Genomic DNA, 15,465 nt, shown 5'->3' with positions numbered 1-15,465 from the left:
CCCCTTGAAGGCAAAAATACTTCACAACTTTGTAATATTATTCCGTTTCAATTATACCCCCCAGGGGTATAATGAATATGAAAATAAAACCCTAAAGGAGCTATTAAATATGAGAATGCAATGGGCTTTGCTCGCTGGTACAGTCATGATTATTTTGAGTGGGTGCGGGAACAGTAACGCGCCGAACCAAGAGCACACGGCAAACAGCAGTCAACAGCACGACACATCGGAGATGAACCATTCCACTTCCAGTGAGCTTCCTGCCGGACTAAAAGAAGCTGAAAATCCAGCCTTCAAAGTTGGTAGCCAAGCGACTATACGAGCTGACCATATGGCAGGCATGAATGGGGCTACTGCCACGATTGTGGGTGCTTATACGACTACTGCTTATACAGTCTCATATACTCCAACCACTGGAGAAGAAAAAGTGAATAATCATAAGTGGGTTATTCATGAAGAGATTAAGGATGCAAGCAGCGAGCCCTATGCACCGGGCACAGAGGTTATCCTTGCAGCAGATCATATGAAGGGGATGGATGGGGCTAAGGCTACCATTGATTCCGCCGAGCCAACGACCGTATATATGGTAGATTATACGCCTACTACAGGAGGAGAGCCTGTCAAAAATCATAAATGGGTAACGGAGAGTGAGCTTTCAGCCCATTAGAACTCTTTTATCACAGGTGGCTTGTGATAACAAAAGGGAGCCTTACATCGGCTCCCTTTATACGGCTTTATTTGAGTTTGGACAAACCTACTTTGCTAAATTCAGCTTGGCCTCCTTGATATCATACATAGTCCCTTCGTTGGTATCTACAAGCTTTTTCATTTGTTTGTTCGCTAGTCCATTTGCAGGCACGATTGCATTAAAAATAACGCCATTTTTCTGTAATTGCTCGTTGATTTCATCCACAGAAAAACGGGCTTTACCCAGAGCGGTATTTTTATCATGAACTGGTGCATCTGTAATGAATATGATTGTTTTGGAATTGGAATTTTTGGGAAATTTACTTATAGCTAACTGAATAGCCTCTAATCCCGATTCTTTTAAATCCCCGCCAGCGGAAGGGTGCAACATATTCAAATTACCTTTTAACTTGTTTTTATCGTTCGTAAACTCCAAAAATTCTAAATCTTTATCTGCCTTCAGATTGATATCCCGAAATGCAACGACAGCAAATTGGGAACCTGCTGGAACGGAATCAACAAAGCCTTTCACCTTCTGTCTCACATAATCCAGCGTCCCTGTCATACTACTCGTAACATCTATAACGAACACAATATCCGTAGATTTAGAGAAGGTAGTGGACATCTTTTTCAGAATCGTTGGATTGGATTGTGATTCGGAATCATTTTCATTTTCCTCCATTAATTGTTCACTTTCACTGGTTGTCAAAACCTGCGGTGGAGCAAGAAAAATCACAACGCTCTGAGCTGCAATATTCCACTTTACCTTCGCACCCAGCGCCTCACTTACAAAGCGAATAGGAACCATTACTTTGCCATTAATGAGCCTCGGTGCCGCATTGAGACGCACTAATTTACCGTTGATATAGGCATCTCTGGAACCTACAGTTAACTTGATCGTTGTATTTCCTTTGGTTGCAGTCACGGTCTTGGTAGCTCCATCCCATTTCACTTTCGCCCCAAGCGCCTCAAAAACGGCACGAAATGGCACGAGCATACTTCCGCTAATAGAGGTCGCAGGCTGCTCATATTGTTGCAGTTTACCGTCTATAAACACCTCAACCTGCTGAGCCTTGTTATTATTTATGGGAACGAATTGGGGTACAGACGCGGCCGAATTTCCCGACTGATCGATCATTTTGATATAAAAGTAGTATCCACCCGTAGATAAATTCAGGTTACTCAATGGGTAGCTAAACGTTGTTTCCGGATCGAACTGAATCCGTTTAATTAATTGAGCATCCGCATTTTTGACCATAACGTATGAAGTGTACGTGGGTTGAATATTTTTCAATTTCAAACGAACTGAAAATGACGTACCTGAAGAGTTGATTGTAAATGTACCCGGAAAATTTTCTCCAGACGGGATAGACAAAGGGATTTCCGGTGACTCATCCACCTCTTGGTCCACTTTAGGCTCCACGACAGGCTGGGTTACTTGCGGTTCAATTACTTTCGGTTTATCCACAGGTTGAGCAACCTCGGGTTCACTGGGAGTGGGAATCTCTTTTAGATTGGTCTCCACCTCAGGCTGCGTTACTTTCGGCTCCCCAGCAAGTGGAGTTACTGTAGATTCATCGACTGACTGCACAGTCCCTTCCATAGTTGTAACTATAGGAAACTCTATATGATTTTCTGATCCTGGATAAGGTGCTGGTCGTGAATCTGCAATCGAAATTGTGGAGTTGGCATAATCGATCGTAAAGTCACCAGGAGGAATTTCAATATAGTTGCTATACAAGCGAATTGGCGTATCAGGCTTAATCGTAAACGGGAGATCGAATTTAAATACTCTGTTTACTCCATTACCATCATCAAGGGTAAGCTTAAGCTTATCTCCATCTCTGAATACTGTCGAATTGGCAGCGTGAACACTTTCTGTACACAAAGTGAACAACCCTACGAGTATCGTTAAAAACGAAAGTAGGAACATCATACTTTTGAGCTTCATTCTTATTTCCCCTTTTGCATCTATTCTTGTCGGTAAATCATAGCATAGGGTTAGATGAAGTTCATGCCATCTGATTACAGTTATGGATATGCGAACTCACTTTTTCCATCATTCGCGCTCTGTTCTTCTGTTCGGTTCATATGTATCTCCTTGGCCCGCTTCTTCAACGTGGCATACGTAATATGGCCGCCTTCAGTGCCTTAGTCCCTTCTTCGCTTTTCAAATAATCCGACGGTGTTTCGTTGCCGAGTGCGGGGACTTTTCGATCCATCCAAGTCAGTAAATACTCCCCCATATCGGGCAGCAGCACAATCTGAATCTCCTTTGGAATTTTACTTTCGGCCACTTTTGCTCTTATAGCCGGATCTACCTGAGCATATCGCTCCTGATAGATCTGAACCATGTTGGTCCAGCTCTCCGGCTTAAACTCTTTCAAATATATGTCTCTCATCTACGAACCCTCCTTAGGACCTCAGACAACGCTTCTCATGCTGGAGCAACCATTCTTTTCTCCATAGCCCTCCTGCATAGCCCGTTAGTTTCTGATTGGAACCGATAATTCGGTGACATGGAATCACAATGCTCAGCTTATTTTTTCCATTAGCACTGCCTACGGCTCGGATCGCTTTTTCATTTCCAATAGCAAGAGCAATATCTTTATAAGCTGTCGTTTTACCATACCCCACGGACACCAGTGCATTCCATACTTTTTGCTGAAAATCCGTACCTTTAAAGGCATAAGGAAACGTAAACTCAAAGCGCTCACCTTTAAAATACTCGTCAAGCTGGGTAGCGCATTCCGCTAATACTTGGATTGGAACCTCTTCTATAGCCCTCGTTAAGGGCTCATTCCGATTAGAGAACATAATAGAATAGACAGCCTCATTTGTGCCCTGTATCTCTATCTCTCCAATCGGCGATACATACTTCAATACGTATAGTTCGCTCATAAAAGGGTACAACCTCCTTCCTTTTCTAATCCTTACTCAACTTCCTATACTCACTAGGAGAACAATGGTTCAAGCTGCGAAACGCCTTATAGAAATGGGAGGGACTTTGGAAGCCCGTCTCATAGCAAATCTCAAGATTCGTAAGATTTGTACTTTTAAGAAGATAGGCTGCCTTATCTACTCTTATTTTTTCCAAATACGTACGTGGGGTTTCGGCGGTTTCCTGTTTAAAGATCCGATCCAAGTAAAAGGAGCTTATTCCGATATGATCCGCAATATCCTGCAATACAAGTTTTTCCTTGTAATGATTGACCAAGAAGGTTACCACATTCTGCACAAGTCTGATATACGGCGAAAGGTCTGTATGGGGCTGGCATCTTTTGCAAGCACGAAAACCCGCCTTTTCCACTTTGTCCAAATCAAAGTAAAACTCCACATTTATTTTTTTCGGCTTTTTGGATCGACAGGAAGGTCGGCAGTATATGCGGGTTGTTTTCACAGCGGTAAAAAACAACCCGTCATACTTACGATCACACGCTATAATTTTCTCCCACATTTCTTCAAAAGAAAGATTGATGTTAGCCATGATCGAATGCTCTGTCCTTTCTATAGTTCATATTCATCTAGTTCAGGATTTTGCAAAATCCTCATATAAATGTGATGTATCTTGAAGCTCTATCAACTGTTCGGCATTCTTTTGCAAAGCAACTATTATCTTATCAGAAAATGCATTTCCAAAGCTAAACCGTTTAACTCCTAACTGCTGAAGCTGGTGGACATTCGTCAGACCCGGCAGAGATAAAACATTAAGCGGAGCATGTACATGAAACACAACTTCCCTGATCTCTTCATCACTCTTTAATCCTGGAACAAAAATTCCGCTCGCACCACTATCCACATACGCTTTGGCCCGCTCTATGGTCTCTGAAAGTGGGGCATCCATCTGCAAATATGTATCCGTTCTTGCGTTTATAAAAAACTCCTGAAACCCACGCGCATCCAATGCTGTTCTTATTTTGGACAACAGGTTACTGTGTAGGCCCACTTCTCGAAGTCCCTTTTGCGTTTTCAAAGAATCCTCAATATTAATCCCTGCAACTCCCACATCGGCTACCCTTAAAACATGCTCAACAATCGTTGCCGTATCCTCCCCATATCCTGCTTCAATATCTGCCGACACTGGAATCTGAACTTGCTCAGCAATCGTCCGAATAATGCTTACATGCTGATCAAAATCAATAAGCTCTCCATCTGAGAATCCAAGCGTATTGGCAATTCCCCAACTCGTCGTACCTATGGCCTTAAAGCCTGCCCTCTCCAGAGCCACCGCAGATAGCATATCCCAGGCGTTCCCTAAAAATAAAAGTTCCTCTGATGTGTGAAGTGCATGAAACTGATGAATTTTGTTCATAATATAGCCTCCTGATATGTGATGTAACTCATTTTATCAAGAGGCTATCTTTGTTTCGTCCTCATTCTTGCACTTATGATCTGTAGGAATCTAGGGAACAACTAGGTCCATTTATTCACATATAAATCATAATTTTTGAAAAAAACGGTTATTTAAGCTCTATTCAATCCTATGCTTCTTATCTATACTCTTGCTAAATCAATTCGAGTTAGATGCAAATCTACGCTTTTAGCCTTTCACAATTACATTACTATAGGAGGAGTTATATGTATAAAACAAAGTTCCTTATGATCTTGCTAAGCTTTACTGTAATCGCTTCTTTCTCTAGCTTGTCCGGCCCTTCACCTAGCAAGGCTTTTGCTGAAGAGAATGGAACTCCGGTGCAGAAAACGATCGGTTTAAATGAGGGCTTCGACAATTCAAATGAAGCTAGTATAGAGCCATTATCCCTTACCAGCGAAGAAGCTACTAGCCAAGAAGCGGTTACAGCTATTGATCATGATGCTAATTTCTCACCTTCAACACTTCAGTTTCTGAAGGCTAATACAGGACTCGACGGTGAGCAATGGGATAATATTATGAAGCTAGTGAACAAACCAGAGCAAGATTCTTTGAAATGGACTGAATTTTATGGCTATGCTGAAGATATCGGCGATAATCGCGGATACACAATTGGTATCTTTGGAGCAACAACCGGCGGTTCAAATGATACGGGACCCGATGGTCCGGACTTATTCAAAGCTTTTGATGCTGCTAGTGGAGCTAGTAACCCTTCCATTGCAGGTGGATTAACACGTGCTGGTCTGAAGGGGAAAATGAGTGGTTCGATTCTAAAACTCAGCGATAGCGATAGTGTAATCAAGAAGAAGATCAACGCTCTCCAAAACAATGAAGCTTGGAGAGAAGCCATGTGGCGTACGTTCTATGACACCTATATCGAGTATAGTGTACAGCAAGCACAGAAACGCGGATTTAATACTGCTCTGACGATTGGATCATTTGTCGACACAGCACTCAATCAAGGCGCTACTGGTGATTCAGGTAGTCTTGAAGGAATCCTCTCACGTTCAGGCAGTAGTACGAATGAGAAGAAGTTCATGACTAGCTTCTATGCTAAGCGTACATTGGTTGTCGATACCAACGATTATAACCAACCTCCCAATGGTAAGAATCGTGTGAAACAATGGAGTTCTCTCTTAGCTTCTGGTGAAACAGATCTTAAGAACGCAGATGCAGCTGTGATCAAAGCAACGAATTGGGAACTGAAGTAAATCAATATACGTCATTAGGAGGGCATATCGTATGTCCTCCTTTATCTATTTTTCATGAACATTGAGTTGTCGATGACTGCTAACAACGCATTCTCACATACAATTCCTCTCATCATTCGAGTATGTAAGTCGCATGTACAAATAGAGAGACTGTCCCAGAAGCCCAAAAGTTGCAAGCTCCTGAAACAGTCTTGTAAAATAGTTTATGAAGTCGAAATAAGTCCGTTAGATGATTCGATAGCCAGATGGCAGTCTACCGGTACTGCGGATATTACGGATTTGCTGCAACGTCAAACGTTGATTGGTAGAGATAATAGATTCCACATCATTCCCGCGAATCAGATCATCCAGGTCGGCGATGCTGCGATTGCCTCTAAACACACGGAAGTTACCTCTAAACCGCGTGCCAGTAAAGAGTACAAGTGTAGCATTGCTGCTGGTAGAAAAGAAACGCAGACTTTCGATGCCGTCGAGAATGTTATCGGTATTACGAATGCCCAGGTTTCCTCTGAATACTCTCCTGGAACCCCGAAAATTTTCTTCGTTGTAGACTGTAAGACGTGGATACGTTTGAGATACATATGCTTTGTTGTCCATGTTGTAATTCCTCCTTTCAACTTTATCTTATGCCTCACCATCCGATTGGCGCGGGCCTCGCAGCATCCATCTAAAAATGGTTATGTGATTGAATAGAGCGATGCAGACTTGAAAAAGGAACATATGTTCTGTATAATCTAGCTTAGCAATTTGGAAAATCCTGAACTAACGGAGATGCGGACATGGACGATAAATTTATTGAGGAACTACGTGAAATTAGCAGAAACGACAAGCGAAGATCCGAATTTCTTATTAAGGGTATGAAGGAAACACTTCAGGAAAGAAAAGAAAAAAACTTTATCGAAAGATGGATTTGGCGACAAAAAAATAAGAAGCGTATAGCGCGGAAGTTTAAATCCTAGTAGATATAATAATTGGATCTTCGTAGATTCATAGCACTTTACAAGTGCTTAGGTCACAACTCATTTTTAGGAGGCATAAAGCTTGGATATGGATCTCACAACAAATCACAGATAATCATAAATTGACCTATATAGAAGAACTCTTACGTTATTTAAAAGGAACCACCCTATCAGGTGTACGTGGTGATGCCGAAACAGTCGAGAAGTTCGCAAATGCTTACGCACAACGTCGTCATGCTGCTCAGGTACATACCCACATGGTCATGGAATCTTATTTCTGTCCTAAATATAAAAAGCCCTCGGGCGTTGAGGGAATGATCCGACAATCCATCCCAGAGGATGTACAATTAGTTGCCCAGTTTCTAGCTGGTTTTTCAGAAGAGGCTTTAGGTAGTTTTATTGATCCGGTTAGTCAAATATCGGTTGCGGAGAAGACCATCGGGACAGGAAATTTGTATCTTTGGATTGTAAATAACATGCCTGTGTCCATGGCTAATATTGCTCACTTCTCGCCGAGACATGCTCGCATTAACGCTGTGTATACCCCGCCTAATTTACGAAAGAAAGGTTTTGCCAGCGCAATGGTATCCGAGCTATGTTCCATTTTGGAAAATGAGCATTTAGTACCCATGCTATATGCAGATTTAAAAAATTCGGTTTCCAATCAAGTTTATAAAAATATCGGCTTTGAGGAAGGCGGTAAAATCACTGATATTGCGTTTGAATAAGCCTTCTTACTGCAAGAGAGCATATTATTGCTCATACAAATCAAAGAAGGCCCGCAATGTCACCTTCATCACTGGGCCTCCTTTTCACTTATCTATAAACTTTACTCCGTAACACCCACTTGTGTTTGAACTGAGGATCTTCGTGTAAGTAAATACGTAGCCACAATAGCGATACCGACCCCTGCTGCTCCAAACCAGGTGATGGAAGACAGCGAAACCTGACCAACAACTACACCGCCAATTCCGGCTCCGGCTGCCATAGCAAGCTGCATTGTAGACTGATTGAGACTCAGCATCACACCAGAAGATTCAGGCACAAGTGTGACCAGATTATATTGTTGAGTAGGTCCAGTTGTCCAGGCTGCGAACGACCAAAGGATCAATAAAGCAAATACTGCAATCAGGGAATGAGCGGCAAAAGGAAGCAAGAGTAAGGAAATACCGTGCAACACCATACCCCCTAATAATGTAAAGGGTATACCCTTTTTATCCGCACTGTACCCACCAATTTTTGACCCGATTAGACTGGCAATTCCGAAGGCGAGTAATACTGAGCTTAGCATATCCTCTCCTACACCTGATACATTCAGCAAATACGGTGAGATGTAAGTATACGCGAGTGAATAACCTCCTAGCCAAAAGAAGGTAATGCCTAATCCCAAAGCAACTTCAGGCTTTTTCAGAAGAGCAAACTGTTGTAGTAAGGGGACAGGTCGATCTCCTTTCAAGCGGGGAATCGTCATAGCAATAACAATTAGGGCAATAATTCCTGTCAAAGCGATACCGAGAAATACGGTTTTCCAGCCATATGCAGAAGATATCATTCTCCCAAGTGGCACCCCGATAATCAGCGAGGCTGTAAAACCCATAGTAACCGTAGCAATAGAACTGGCCTGCTTGCCGGCTGGGGCAATTTTCGCAGCAATGCTCAGTGCTGTAACCACGACCATCCCTGCCCCGAGGGCCATAAGAATACGTGCGGCGATAAACATTCCAAAACCCGGTAGAACAAAGGAGAGGACATTGGCTACTGCAAATAATCCGAGCGAACTCAAGAGCAGCTTGCGTCTGTCCCATTTAGCGGTTACTGCCATCAGGATCGGCGTGCCAATCGCGTAAGCAAGAGAAAAGACTGTAATCAGCTGGCCCGCTGCGGACACCGTAATCCCCATGGTTGTTGCAATCTGATCCAAAACGCCTGAGATAATGTATTCGGATGTGCCTACCAAAAAACTAACAATGGCCAAAATATACACTTTCCACGTGCTCTGCATTTTTAAATAACGCCTCTTTTCTTTTGGTATTTTTTATATTTTTATATTTTTACAAATATCGAAATTAAGACTAAAAAAATTTATGTTATCAGGAACGGGGCATATTTCTGCGCTGCCTCCACATCCAAACTGTAATAAATAAACGTCCCCTCTTTACGGTATGTGAGCAGCCCCGACTCTGCCATTTGCTTCAGATGGTGTGATAGCGTTGAAATAGCTACACTGTTCAGCTTTTCGCCCAGCACAGAGCAGCATTGGTCACTTTCCTCTTTTAGCAGAAGTGCTATCTTGAGACGAGTGGGTTCTCCAAGTGCTTTATATATTTTTACAGCTTGCTGCATCTCTGTTGTATCTTTCACCCTGTTCGGCTCCCTTCTGTTCCAGTCTTAATTTCGATGTTTGTCGAAATAAAGTTATCACAAACATTTGTAAAAGTAAACCCGTTTATTCTAAAGACACAGCCTTTTTACACTCTGTGGTGTGAACGATGCTCTTTCTCATCTTATAAATAATCCCCCATCCATAAAGGATGGAGGGAAAAATGATTTGAGTGCAGAGAGGGAATCATGGATTTCATGACATTAATTAGGGCTTGCCGTAGGTCTAACAATAATTTCATTAACGTCTACATCCGCCGGCTGCTCCATGGCATACAGAATGGAACGGGCAATGGCATCAGGTGAAATCGAAATACGACGGTACTCTTTCATTCCTTGCCGGGCCTCTTCATCTGAAATACTGTCAGCAAGCTCAGATTCGGTTACTCCCGGCGATACCAGCGTCACACGAATATCTCCCCCCACCTCCATACGCAATCCTTCAGAGATCGCCCGAACCGCATACTTCGTAGCACAATACACCGCTGCAGTCGGGGTTACACTATACGCGCCAATAGAGGCGATATTAATAAACTGACCAAATCCTTGCTTTTTCATAATAGGAAGCCCTGCCGCAATCCCATGCAGAACGCCCCGTATATTTACATCAATCATGCGATCCCATTCTTCTACCTTCAGGGCTTCTAATTTTGAAAGAGGCATCACTCCCGCATTGTTCAAAATGACATCCACACGCCCAAATGTTTTTTCCGCGTACTTAATGAACGCTTCCATCTGGTCCCTCTTCGTCACATCCAGTTGCTGATAACCAGCCGATCCACCTTTAGAACGAATCTCGGATGTCAGAGCCTCTAATCGCTCTGTGCGTCTGGCCCCTAATACCACATGAGCCCCTTGGTGAGCAAGTAAACGGGCAGTAGCTTCACCGATTCCACTGCTTGCCCCCGTAATAGCTACGACTTTCCCTTTAATATTCAACATGCTTGTTCCTCCTCTAGTTTAAAATCTCACTTAAAAAGTGATATAACAGATTACTTTTTTACTTCCCTGTAAAAAATCATCCCTGCATGATACAAAACACCATTTTTGAATACACCATCTGCCGTAAATCCGGTGTCGTCCACATATTCGATATAGTCATCTTCTAAGATATAGCTGCCTGTATAGGCACTTTGTCTCTGACCCCGTGCTTCATCATAACGGCCATTAGGCAAGAGTTCGTGACGGATATTTCCGTCTTCAGTTACCCACATCCCTATATAGGGATGCTGCGAAGCGTGTACACTTTTTTCCGCTTTGTTACTCTCCATGACTCCACTCCTTTGCACTTCTATTTTTTTCTCAATTGCTCATTAGGTGTTGTATCTGCATCTTATTATGAGAGGAATGTCCATCAGCCCGGTAGAAGAATCAGAGCAAATTATTGCCTAATCCTCCAAAGCCCCTTAATATGTAATAAACTACTGAAAATGAAAACGGGCTACGTTGCAAAGAAGGGATGTGTCATGATGGGGGCAACCAAAATAGAAAGTTCTACCATGGAAAAACAAGCCGAGTTGGCAAGGCTTATAGAACGATTTTCAAATCAGGACGGAGTTCTCACTACAGCCATACCTTCGCTTCATTTCGTCCGAAGTTCAAATACAACCGTTCCGATACATCAAGTCCATGAACCTGCTTTATGTATTGTGGCACAAGGCAGAAAAGTCGTGATGCTCGCAGAGGAAAGTTACCATTACGGTACATTCGACTACCTTGTCGTGTCGGTGGATTTGCCGATATCCGGGCAGGTCATCCAAGCGTCAGCAGAAGCTCCTTATTTGTGCCTCCGGCTCAATTTTGATCCGCATCAGGTTTTGGACCTGATCAAGGAATCTGCTTTTCCCACAAGCCCAATGCCTGATTCCAGACGAGGCTTGTATGTAAGCCAAACCAACTCTCTACTGCTGGATGCCGTGGTAAGGCTAGTGCATCTTTTGGAAAGCCCACAGGATGTTCCGGTGCTAGCTCCATTAGTCATTCGTGAGATACTGTATAGGATTTTACAGGGTAATCAGGGGGAATCCTTAAAACAACTGGTCATGACCGGCAGCCATTCCAACCGAATCGCAGAAGTCATAAAGCGGATTAAGCAGGATTATGATAAGCCGTTGCGTATTGAGGAATTGTCCAAACTAGCGAATATGAGTCCTTCGTCACTACATCGTCATTTTAAAGAGGTTACGGCTATGAGCCCAATGCAATATCAAAAACAATTACGTCTACAAGAGTCCCGCCGCCTGTTGTTATCCGAATCAGCGGATGCGGCAGATGTCGGTTTTCAGGTAGGTTACGAGAGTCCCTCACAATTCAGCCGCGAATACGCCCGCTTGTTCGGCCTGCCTCCAATTAGTGATATCAAACGCTTGCGCTCGGATCAGGATCACCCGACCATTTGAACCCATTGTTAGATGAACATCTGAAACCAATGGTTCTACTAACATTTATCCCAATCATAAATGGCAGGATGTAAAAAACAGCACAAAACAGCCGCTCCTCCGGTAGAGACGCGGCTGTTCAATATATTCCTTTATGCATGTGGTCATCACTATTTGAGCATCAATACGGATTATCCAGCTTGACGAACAAGGCTCGAATGACATCCTTCTCTGCCGAAGTAAGCTTTTGTCCTGCCTGCCATTGTTGAATCTCTTTCTTGACTTCCTTGGGTTCTCTATAGCTGAGAGCATACCCGATGCTTCCTATACCTTGTGTGCGGTTGGTTTTGTCCATATGTGCCAATGCTCGAGTCATCGCAGTTCTGTCTCTTGTAAACAAATCTCCCATAAGACCAGCATAGCTTTCGCTTAAAGCTCCATCCAATCCTTCAGAAGCTCGGATCACATTTGGGAAACTTTCCGATGGAATAAAAGCGCGCTGCCTATACAGATATTCGATAATTTCCAGGCTTTGATGTTCTTTGATTTCGTTTATCTTTTCCCATTGGATTCCTGCTAAATGGTCCGTCATGTGGCGTACTTTTGCTTCATCACTGAGGGATGAATCCTTATAAAAGGACAGCACTAGCTCCTCTTTACTTTGCTGGGTGTGCTGCGTATTGGCTGCAGTTTGCTTGGACTCCCCATTGTTTGCACCGGACGGTGCCGCAGTTTCAGCATCCTGTCCCACTGGATGGGGAGTGCACCCTATGGTTACAGCCAGCAATAGTGCAGTACAAGCTACAGATACAACCCCATTACCTTTTAACATGAATCCACTCTCCTGTCTAAACAAACAATGGTCGTTATGATTGCCCAAAATCCACTCATACCCTACTACGCCTGCAACCGCTCATCATCGTTATGACGATAGGAAGATTGCATCTAGACTTCTAAGCGTCACGTCCCACCGTAGGCTTACGGATCACAGAGACGCTCGATTCCCTCACGATCAGACGAGGCTCGAATTGCACACGCTCATAATCCCCAGGTGTCTGTTCCTGAATCCGCTTGAGCAGCAGCTCCGCAGCCAGCCGTGCCACCTCTTCCCCCATGATGGAAACTGAGCTGATCTGAGGGGTCGTTACCGTAGCCCACAGATTGTTATCAATACCGACTACAGCAACCTCATCCGGCACTTTTACACCCAAATCCTTAAATCGATTGACGATCCCTATCGCCACCATATCGTTAACCGCATAAATAGCATCCGGCATATGTTTCAAGCTGTAAAAATAATCGGCAGCACGCAGCCCTGTCTCAAAGGAGAAATCATCGCCAAAATAAACGAGTGAAGGGTCCACATGCTGGAGAGACTGCTCATAAGCGAAGTATCTTTCCTCGATTTTGTCCTTCGCAGCGCCTGCATAGGCAATTCTTGTTCTGCCGATTTTAAGCAAATGCTCCATCACGAGTCTTCCCTCTTGCCGGGCCAGACTGACGATATCCGCTTTGACATCTTCGCCCAGCTTCTTGCCATAGTTAATAATGGACACGGGAACGCTGGCTTTGTTAATCAGATCTACCAACATTTTGGGATACGCCAGCGGCATAATGATGAGCCCGTCTACATGCAGCTTCTTGACCTCACGAACGGTTTCAAGCTCCATTCTGGCATTCCCGGCGGTATTGATTTGCACGACACGGTAACCATGCTGCTTGGCGGCCTGCTCTACGGACCAAGCGATCTCCGGAATAATCGCGTTACGAATGTCCGGCACGGCCAGTGCGATTTGTCGTGTCTGACGAACTTTCAAGCTCTGAGCCGAGGTGTTGGGCGTAAACCCCATCTCTTCAATCACTTGCAAAATCAAGGCTTTCGTTCTCGGGCTGATGCCCTCACTATCGTTAATAGCTCTGGAGACAGTCGCAATACCGACTCCTGCCCGCTTGGCTACATCCTCTATGGTTACTTTCTTTTGATCTGTCACGCCCAAAATCCTTTCAAGAACGGAATCGTTTTCTGACTTTCTAAAATAAAGTCTTAATGTTGATATTATACCACAGAATGAGTGTCTAAAAATTGAAGTCGTTTTCTTCTTGTCTTTACTTCACCTGAAAAATCCACAAAATCTCTTTGTATAAAAGTAACGAGCCAAATATAGCACTGTAGTCACAAGTGATTATATTCACAAAAAAATCAAGTGCTTTTTGTATGAATTTGGTTTGACAATGTGTAAAAATTGTGACATATTATTTTTCGGAAACGTTTCCTAATTCATTCACTTTTATAGAGGCAATGATCATATATTCGTCAAGGAGATGACAGACATGCAAGCATTGAGATGGCATGGAGTAAAAGACTTACGATTGGAAAATATTGAGCAGCCCGCTGCTCTGGCAGGAAAAGTAAAAATCAAAGTAGAATGGTGTGGCATTTGCGGAAGTGATCTTCACGAATATGTAGCAGGACCGATCTTCATTCCCCAAGATGCTCAGCATCCATTGACTGGCGAAAAAGCGCCGATCGTAATGGGACATGAATTCTCTGGACAAGTCGTCGAAATCGGTGAAGGTGTAACCAAGATTCAGGTTGGCGACCGTGTCGTTGTAGAACCGGTTTTTGCATGTGGAGAATGTGATGCATGTAAACAAGGCAAATATAATCTTTGCGATAAAATGGGCTTCCTCGGTCTGGCAGGCGGCGGCGGTGGATTTTCTGAATATGTCGCAGCTGACGAGCACATGGTTCACAAAATTCCAGAAAGCGTATCTTTCGAGCAAGGAGCGTTGGTAGAGCCTTCGGCCGTTGCTTTGTATGCTGTTCGTCAAAGCCAACTGAAAGTCGGCGACAAAGCTGTAGTATTTGGCGCTGGTCCTATCGGATTGCTGGTTATTGAAGCGTTGAAAGCTTCGGGTGCATCTGAGATTTATGCAGTAGAGCTTTCCGAGGAACGCAAAGCTAAAGCTGAAGAGCTGGGTGCTATTGTGCTTGATCCTAAGACTTATGATGTGGTGGAAGAACTGCACAAACGGACTAACGGCGGTGTAGATGTAGCCTATGAAGTCACTGGAGTACCTCCTGTACTGACTCAAGCTATTGAATCCACTAAAATTAGCGGACAAATCATGATCGTCAGCATTTTTGAAAAAGAAGCTCCGATCAAGCCTAACAATATCGTTATGAAGGAACGCAATCTGACTGGTATTATCGGCTACCGTGATGTATTCCCAGCTGTTATCAGCCTGATGGAAAAAGGTTATTTCCCTGCCGACAAGCTGGTTACCAAACGTATTAAACTCGAAGAAGTGATTGAGCAAGGTTTTGAAGGTCTCCTGAAAGAGAAAAATCAGGTTAAAATCCTGGTATCTCCGCAAGCCTAATATCGAAAACAAACCAGATGTCTGCTCTACGCAGACATCTTTTTATAAAAAAACGCTCTCCTTCCTGCGACATACTGTCGTCAAGATGAGTAGCG

The 15,465-nt window shown here is 43.6% G+C and carries 17 protein-coding genes; 5 read left to right on the top strand and 12 right to left on the bottom strand.

The window, feature by feature from the left end:
* The first annotated feature begins 109 nt into the window (after positions 1-109).
* The gene (locus C1T21_RS19885) at positions 110-667 is read left to right on the top strand and encodes a YdhK family protein (protein WP_071642167.1); all 558 of its coding nucleotides are present in this window, start codon (positions 110-112) and stop codon (positions 665-667) included.
* Between the two features lie 87 nt (positions 668-754).
* On the opposite strand, the gene C1T21_RS19880 is transcribed toward C1T21_RS19885, so the two are convergent.
* The 5 genes from C1T21_RS19880 to C1T21_RS19860 form a co-directional block, all read right to left on the bottom strand.
* Positions 755-2,638 (bottom strand): stalk domain-containing protein, encoded by a 1,884-nt coding sequence (locus C1T21_RS19880; RefSeq protein WP_103049462.1) that lies wholly within the window; start codon positions 2,636-2,638, stop codon positions 755-757.
* 163 nt (positions 2,639-2,801) lie between these two features.
* Entirely contained in the window at positions 2,802-3,089 is a 288-nt protein-coding gene (locus C1T21_RS19875; protein ID WP_025718120.1) for an antitoxin Xre/MbcA/ParS toxin-binding domain-containing protein, read from the bottom strand.
* Positions 3,090-3,102: 13 nt separating this feature from the next.
* Positions 3,103-3,588 (bottom strand): methylated-DNA--[protein]-cysteine S-methyltransferase, encoded by a 486-nt coding sequence (locus tag C1T21_RS19870; protein ID WP_025718121.1) that lies wholly within the window; start codon positions 3,586-3,588, stop codon positions 3,103-3,105.
* Positions 3,589-3,613: 25 nt separating this feature from the next.
* Entirely contained in the window at positions 3,614-4,174 is a 561-nt protein-coding gene (locus tag C1T21_RS19865; RefSeq protein WP_103049461.1) for a bifunctional transcriptional activator/DNA repair enzyme AdaA, read from the bottom strand.
* Positions 4,175-4,216: 42 nt separating this feature from the next.
* Positions 4,217-4,999: an isocitrate lyase/PEP mutase family protein gene (locus C1T21_RS19860; protein ID WP_103049460.1), complete on the bottom strand. Its 783-nt coding sequence runs from the start codon at positions 4,997-4,999 to the stop codon at positions 4,217-4,219.
* 266 nt (positions 5,000-5,265) lie between these two features.
* On the opposite strand from C1T21_RS19860, the gene C1T21_RS19855 reads away from it, so the two are divergent.
* Entirely contained in the window at positions 5,266-6,270 is a 1,005-nt protein-coding gene (locus tag C1T21_RS19855; RefSeq protein WP_103049459.1) for a chitosanase, read from the top strand.
* 225 nt (positions 6,271-6,495) lie between these two features.
* Here the strand turns inward: C1T21_RS19855 and C1T21_RS19850 are convergent, their stop codons facing one another.
* Positions 6,496-6,867, bottom strand: coding sequence for a hypothetical protein (locus C1T21_RS19850; RefSeq protein ID WP_103049458.1), 372 nt, complete (start codon positions 6,865-6,867; stop codon positions 6,496-6,498).
* 484 nt (positions 6,868-7,351) lie between these two features.
* Between C1T21_RS19850 and C1T21_RS19840 the strand changes: the two genes are divergently transcribed.
* Positions 7,352-7,957 (top strand): GNAT family N-acetyltransferase, encoded by a 606-nt coding sequence (locus C1T21_RS19840; protein ID WP_258012557.1) that lies wholly within the window; start codon positions 7,352-7,354, stop codon positions 7,955-7,957.
* A gap of 101 nt (positions 7,958-8,058) precedes the next feature.
* On the opposite strand, the gene C1T21_RS19835 is transcribed toward C1T21_RS19840, so the two are convergent.
* The 4 genes from C1T21_RS19835 to C1T21_RS19820 all read right to left on the bottom strand — a co-directional run bounded on the left by C1T21_RS19835 (position 8,059) and on the right by C1T21_RS19820 (position 10,879).
* Positions 8,059-9,231 carry an MFS transporter gene (locus tag C1T21_RS19835; RefSeq protein WP_103049456.1) on the bottom strand — a complete coding sequence of 391 codons (1,173 nt, stop codon included), beginning with the start codon at positions 9,229-9,231 and terminating at the stop codon, positions 8,059-8,061.
* Between the two features lie 80 nt (positions 9,232-9,311).
* A complete protein-coding gene (locus C1T21_RS19830) occupies positions 9,312-9,590 on the bottom strand; it encodes an ArsR/SmtB family transcription factor (RefSeq protein ID WP_013311367.1) in 279 nt (92 codons plus the stop codon).
* 222 nt (positions 9,591-9,812) lie between these two features.
* Positions 9,813-10,550, bottom strand: a complete 738-nt coding sequence (locus C1T21_RS19825; RefSeq protein WP_103049455.1) for an SDR family oxidoreductase — start codon at positions 10,548-10,550, stop codon at positions 9,813-9,815.
* 50 nt (positions 10,551-10,600) lie between these two features.
* A complete protein-coding gene (locus C1T21_RS19820) occupies positions 10,601-10,879 on the bottom strand; it encodes an Atu4866 domain-containing protein (protein WP_103049454.1) in 279 nt (92 codons plus the stop codon).
* A 198-nt stretch (positions 10,880-11,077) separates the two neighbouring features.
* On the opposite strand from C1T21_RS19820, the gene C1T21_RS19815 reads away from it, so the two are divergent.
* Positions 11,078-12,007, top strand: a complete 930-nt coding sequence (locus C1T21_RS19815) for an AraC family transcriptional regulator (RefSeq protein ID WP_103049685.1) — start codon at positions 11,078-11,080, stop codon at positions 12,005-12,007.
* Between the two features lie 160 nt (positions 12,008-12,167).
* Here the strand turns inward: C1T21_RS19815 and C1T21_RS19810 are convergent, their stop codons facing one another.
* Together C1T21_RS19810 and C1T21_RS19805 are read right to left on the bottom strand one after the other, a co-directional pair.
* The gene (locus tag C1T21_RS19810; RefSeq protein WP_103049453.1) at positions 12,168-12,818 is read right to left on the bottom strand and encodes a hypothetical protein; all 651 of its coding nucleotides are present in this window, start codon (positions 12,816-12,818) and stop codon (positions 12,168-12,170) included.
* A gap of 121 nt (positions 12,819-12,939) precedes the next feature.
* Complete coding sequence (locus tag C1T21_RS19805) at positions 12,940-13,977, bottom strand: LacI family DNA-binding transcriptional regulator (protein WP_103049452.1); 1,038 nt, start codon at positions 13,975-13,977, stop codon at positions 12,940-12,942.
* Between the two features lie 340 nt (positions 13,978-14,317).
* Here C1T21_RS19805 and C1T21_RS19800 point away from each other — a divergent pair, with 340 nt between their 5' ends.
* Positions 14,318-15,370: a 2,3-butanediol dehydrogenase gene (locus C1T21_RS19800; RefSeq protein WP_023989740.1), complete on the top strand. Its 1,053-nt coding sequence runs from the start codon at positions 14,318-14,320 to the stop codon at positions 15,368-15,370.
* The last annotated feature ends 95 nt before the right edge of the window (positions 15,371-15,465 follow it).

It is taken from the genome of Paenibacillus sp. F4 (genome assembly GCF_002894905.1).
Lineage (GTDB): Bacteria > Bacillota > Bacilli > Paenibacillales > Paenibacillaceae > Paenibacillus > Paenibacillus polymyxa_B.
The sequence above is the reverse complement of the archived record's forward strand: the minus strand, read 5'-3'. Positions and strand labels throughout refer to the sequence as shown.

Excerpts from the sequence above, each read along its gene's own strand:
- C1T21_RS19885 (WP_071642167.1), top strand. The coding sequence starts at position 110 with ATGAGAATGCAATGGGCTTTGCTCGCTGGTACAGTCATGATTATTTTG.
- C1T21_RS19880 (WP_103049462.1), bottom strand. The coding sequence starts at position 2,638 with ATGAAGCTCAAAAGTATGATGTTCCTACTTTCGTTTTTAACGATACTC.
- C1T21_RS19875 (WP_025718120.1), bottom strand. The coding sequence starts at position 3,089 with ATGAGAGACATATATTTGAAAGAGTTTAAGCCGGAGAGCTGGACCAAC.
- C1T21_RS19870 (WP_025718121.1), bottom strand. The coding sequence starts at position 3,588 with ATGAGCGAACTATACGTATTGAAGTATGTATCGCCGATTGGAGAGATA.
- C1T21_RS19865 (WP_103049461.1), bottom strand. The coding sequence starts at position 4,174 with ATGGCTAACATCAATCTTTCTTTTGAAGAAATGTGGGAGAAAATTATA.
- C1T21_RS19860 (WP_103049460.1), bottom strand. The coding sequence starts at position 4,999 with ATGAACAAAATTCATCAGTTTCATGCACTTCACACATCAGAGGAACTT.
- C1T21_RS19855 (WP_103049459.1), top strand. The coding sequence starts at position 5,266 with ATGTATAAAACAAAGTTCCTTATGATCTTGCTAAGCTTTACTGTAATC.
- C1T21_RS19850 (WP_103049458.1), bottom strand. The coding sequence starts at position 6,867 with ATGGACAACAAAGCATATGTATCTCAAACGTATCCACGTCTTACAGTC.
- C1T21_RS19835 (WP_103049456.1), bottom strand. The coding sequence starts at position 9,231 with ATGCAGAGCACGTGGAAAGTGTATATTTTGGCCATTGTTAGTTTTTTG.
- C1T21_RS19825 (WP_103049455.1), bottom strand. The coding sequence starts at position 10,550 with ATGTTGAATATTAAAGGGAAAGTCGTAGCTATTACGGGGGCAAGCAGT.
- C1T21_RS19820 (WP_103049454.1), bottom strand. The coding sequence starts at position 10,879 with ATGGAGAGTAACAAAGCGGAAAAAAGTGTACACGCTTCGCAGCATCCC.
- C1T21_RS19815 (WP_103049685.1), top strand. The coding sequence starts at position 11,078 with ATGGGGGCAACCAAAATAGAAAGTTCTACCATGGAAAAACAAGCCGAG.
- C1T21_RS19810 (WP_103049453.1), bottom strand. The coding sequence starts at position 12,818 with ATGTTAAAAGGTAATGGGGTTGTATCTGTAGCTTGTACTGCACTATTG.
- C1T21_RS19800 (WP_023989740.1), top strand. The coding sequence starts at position 14,318 with ATGCAAGCATTGAGATGGCATGGAGTAAAAGACTTACGATTGGAAAAT.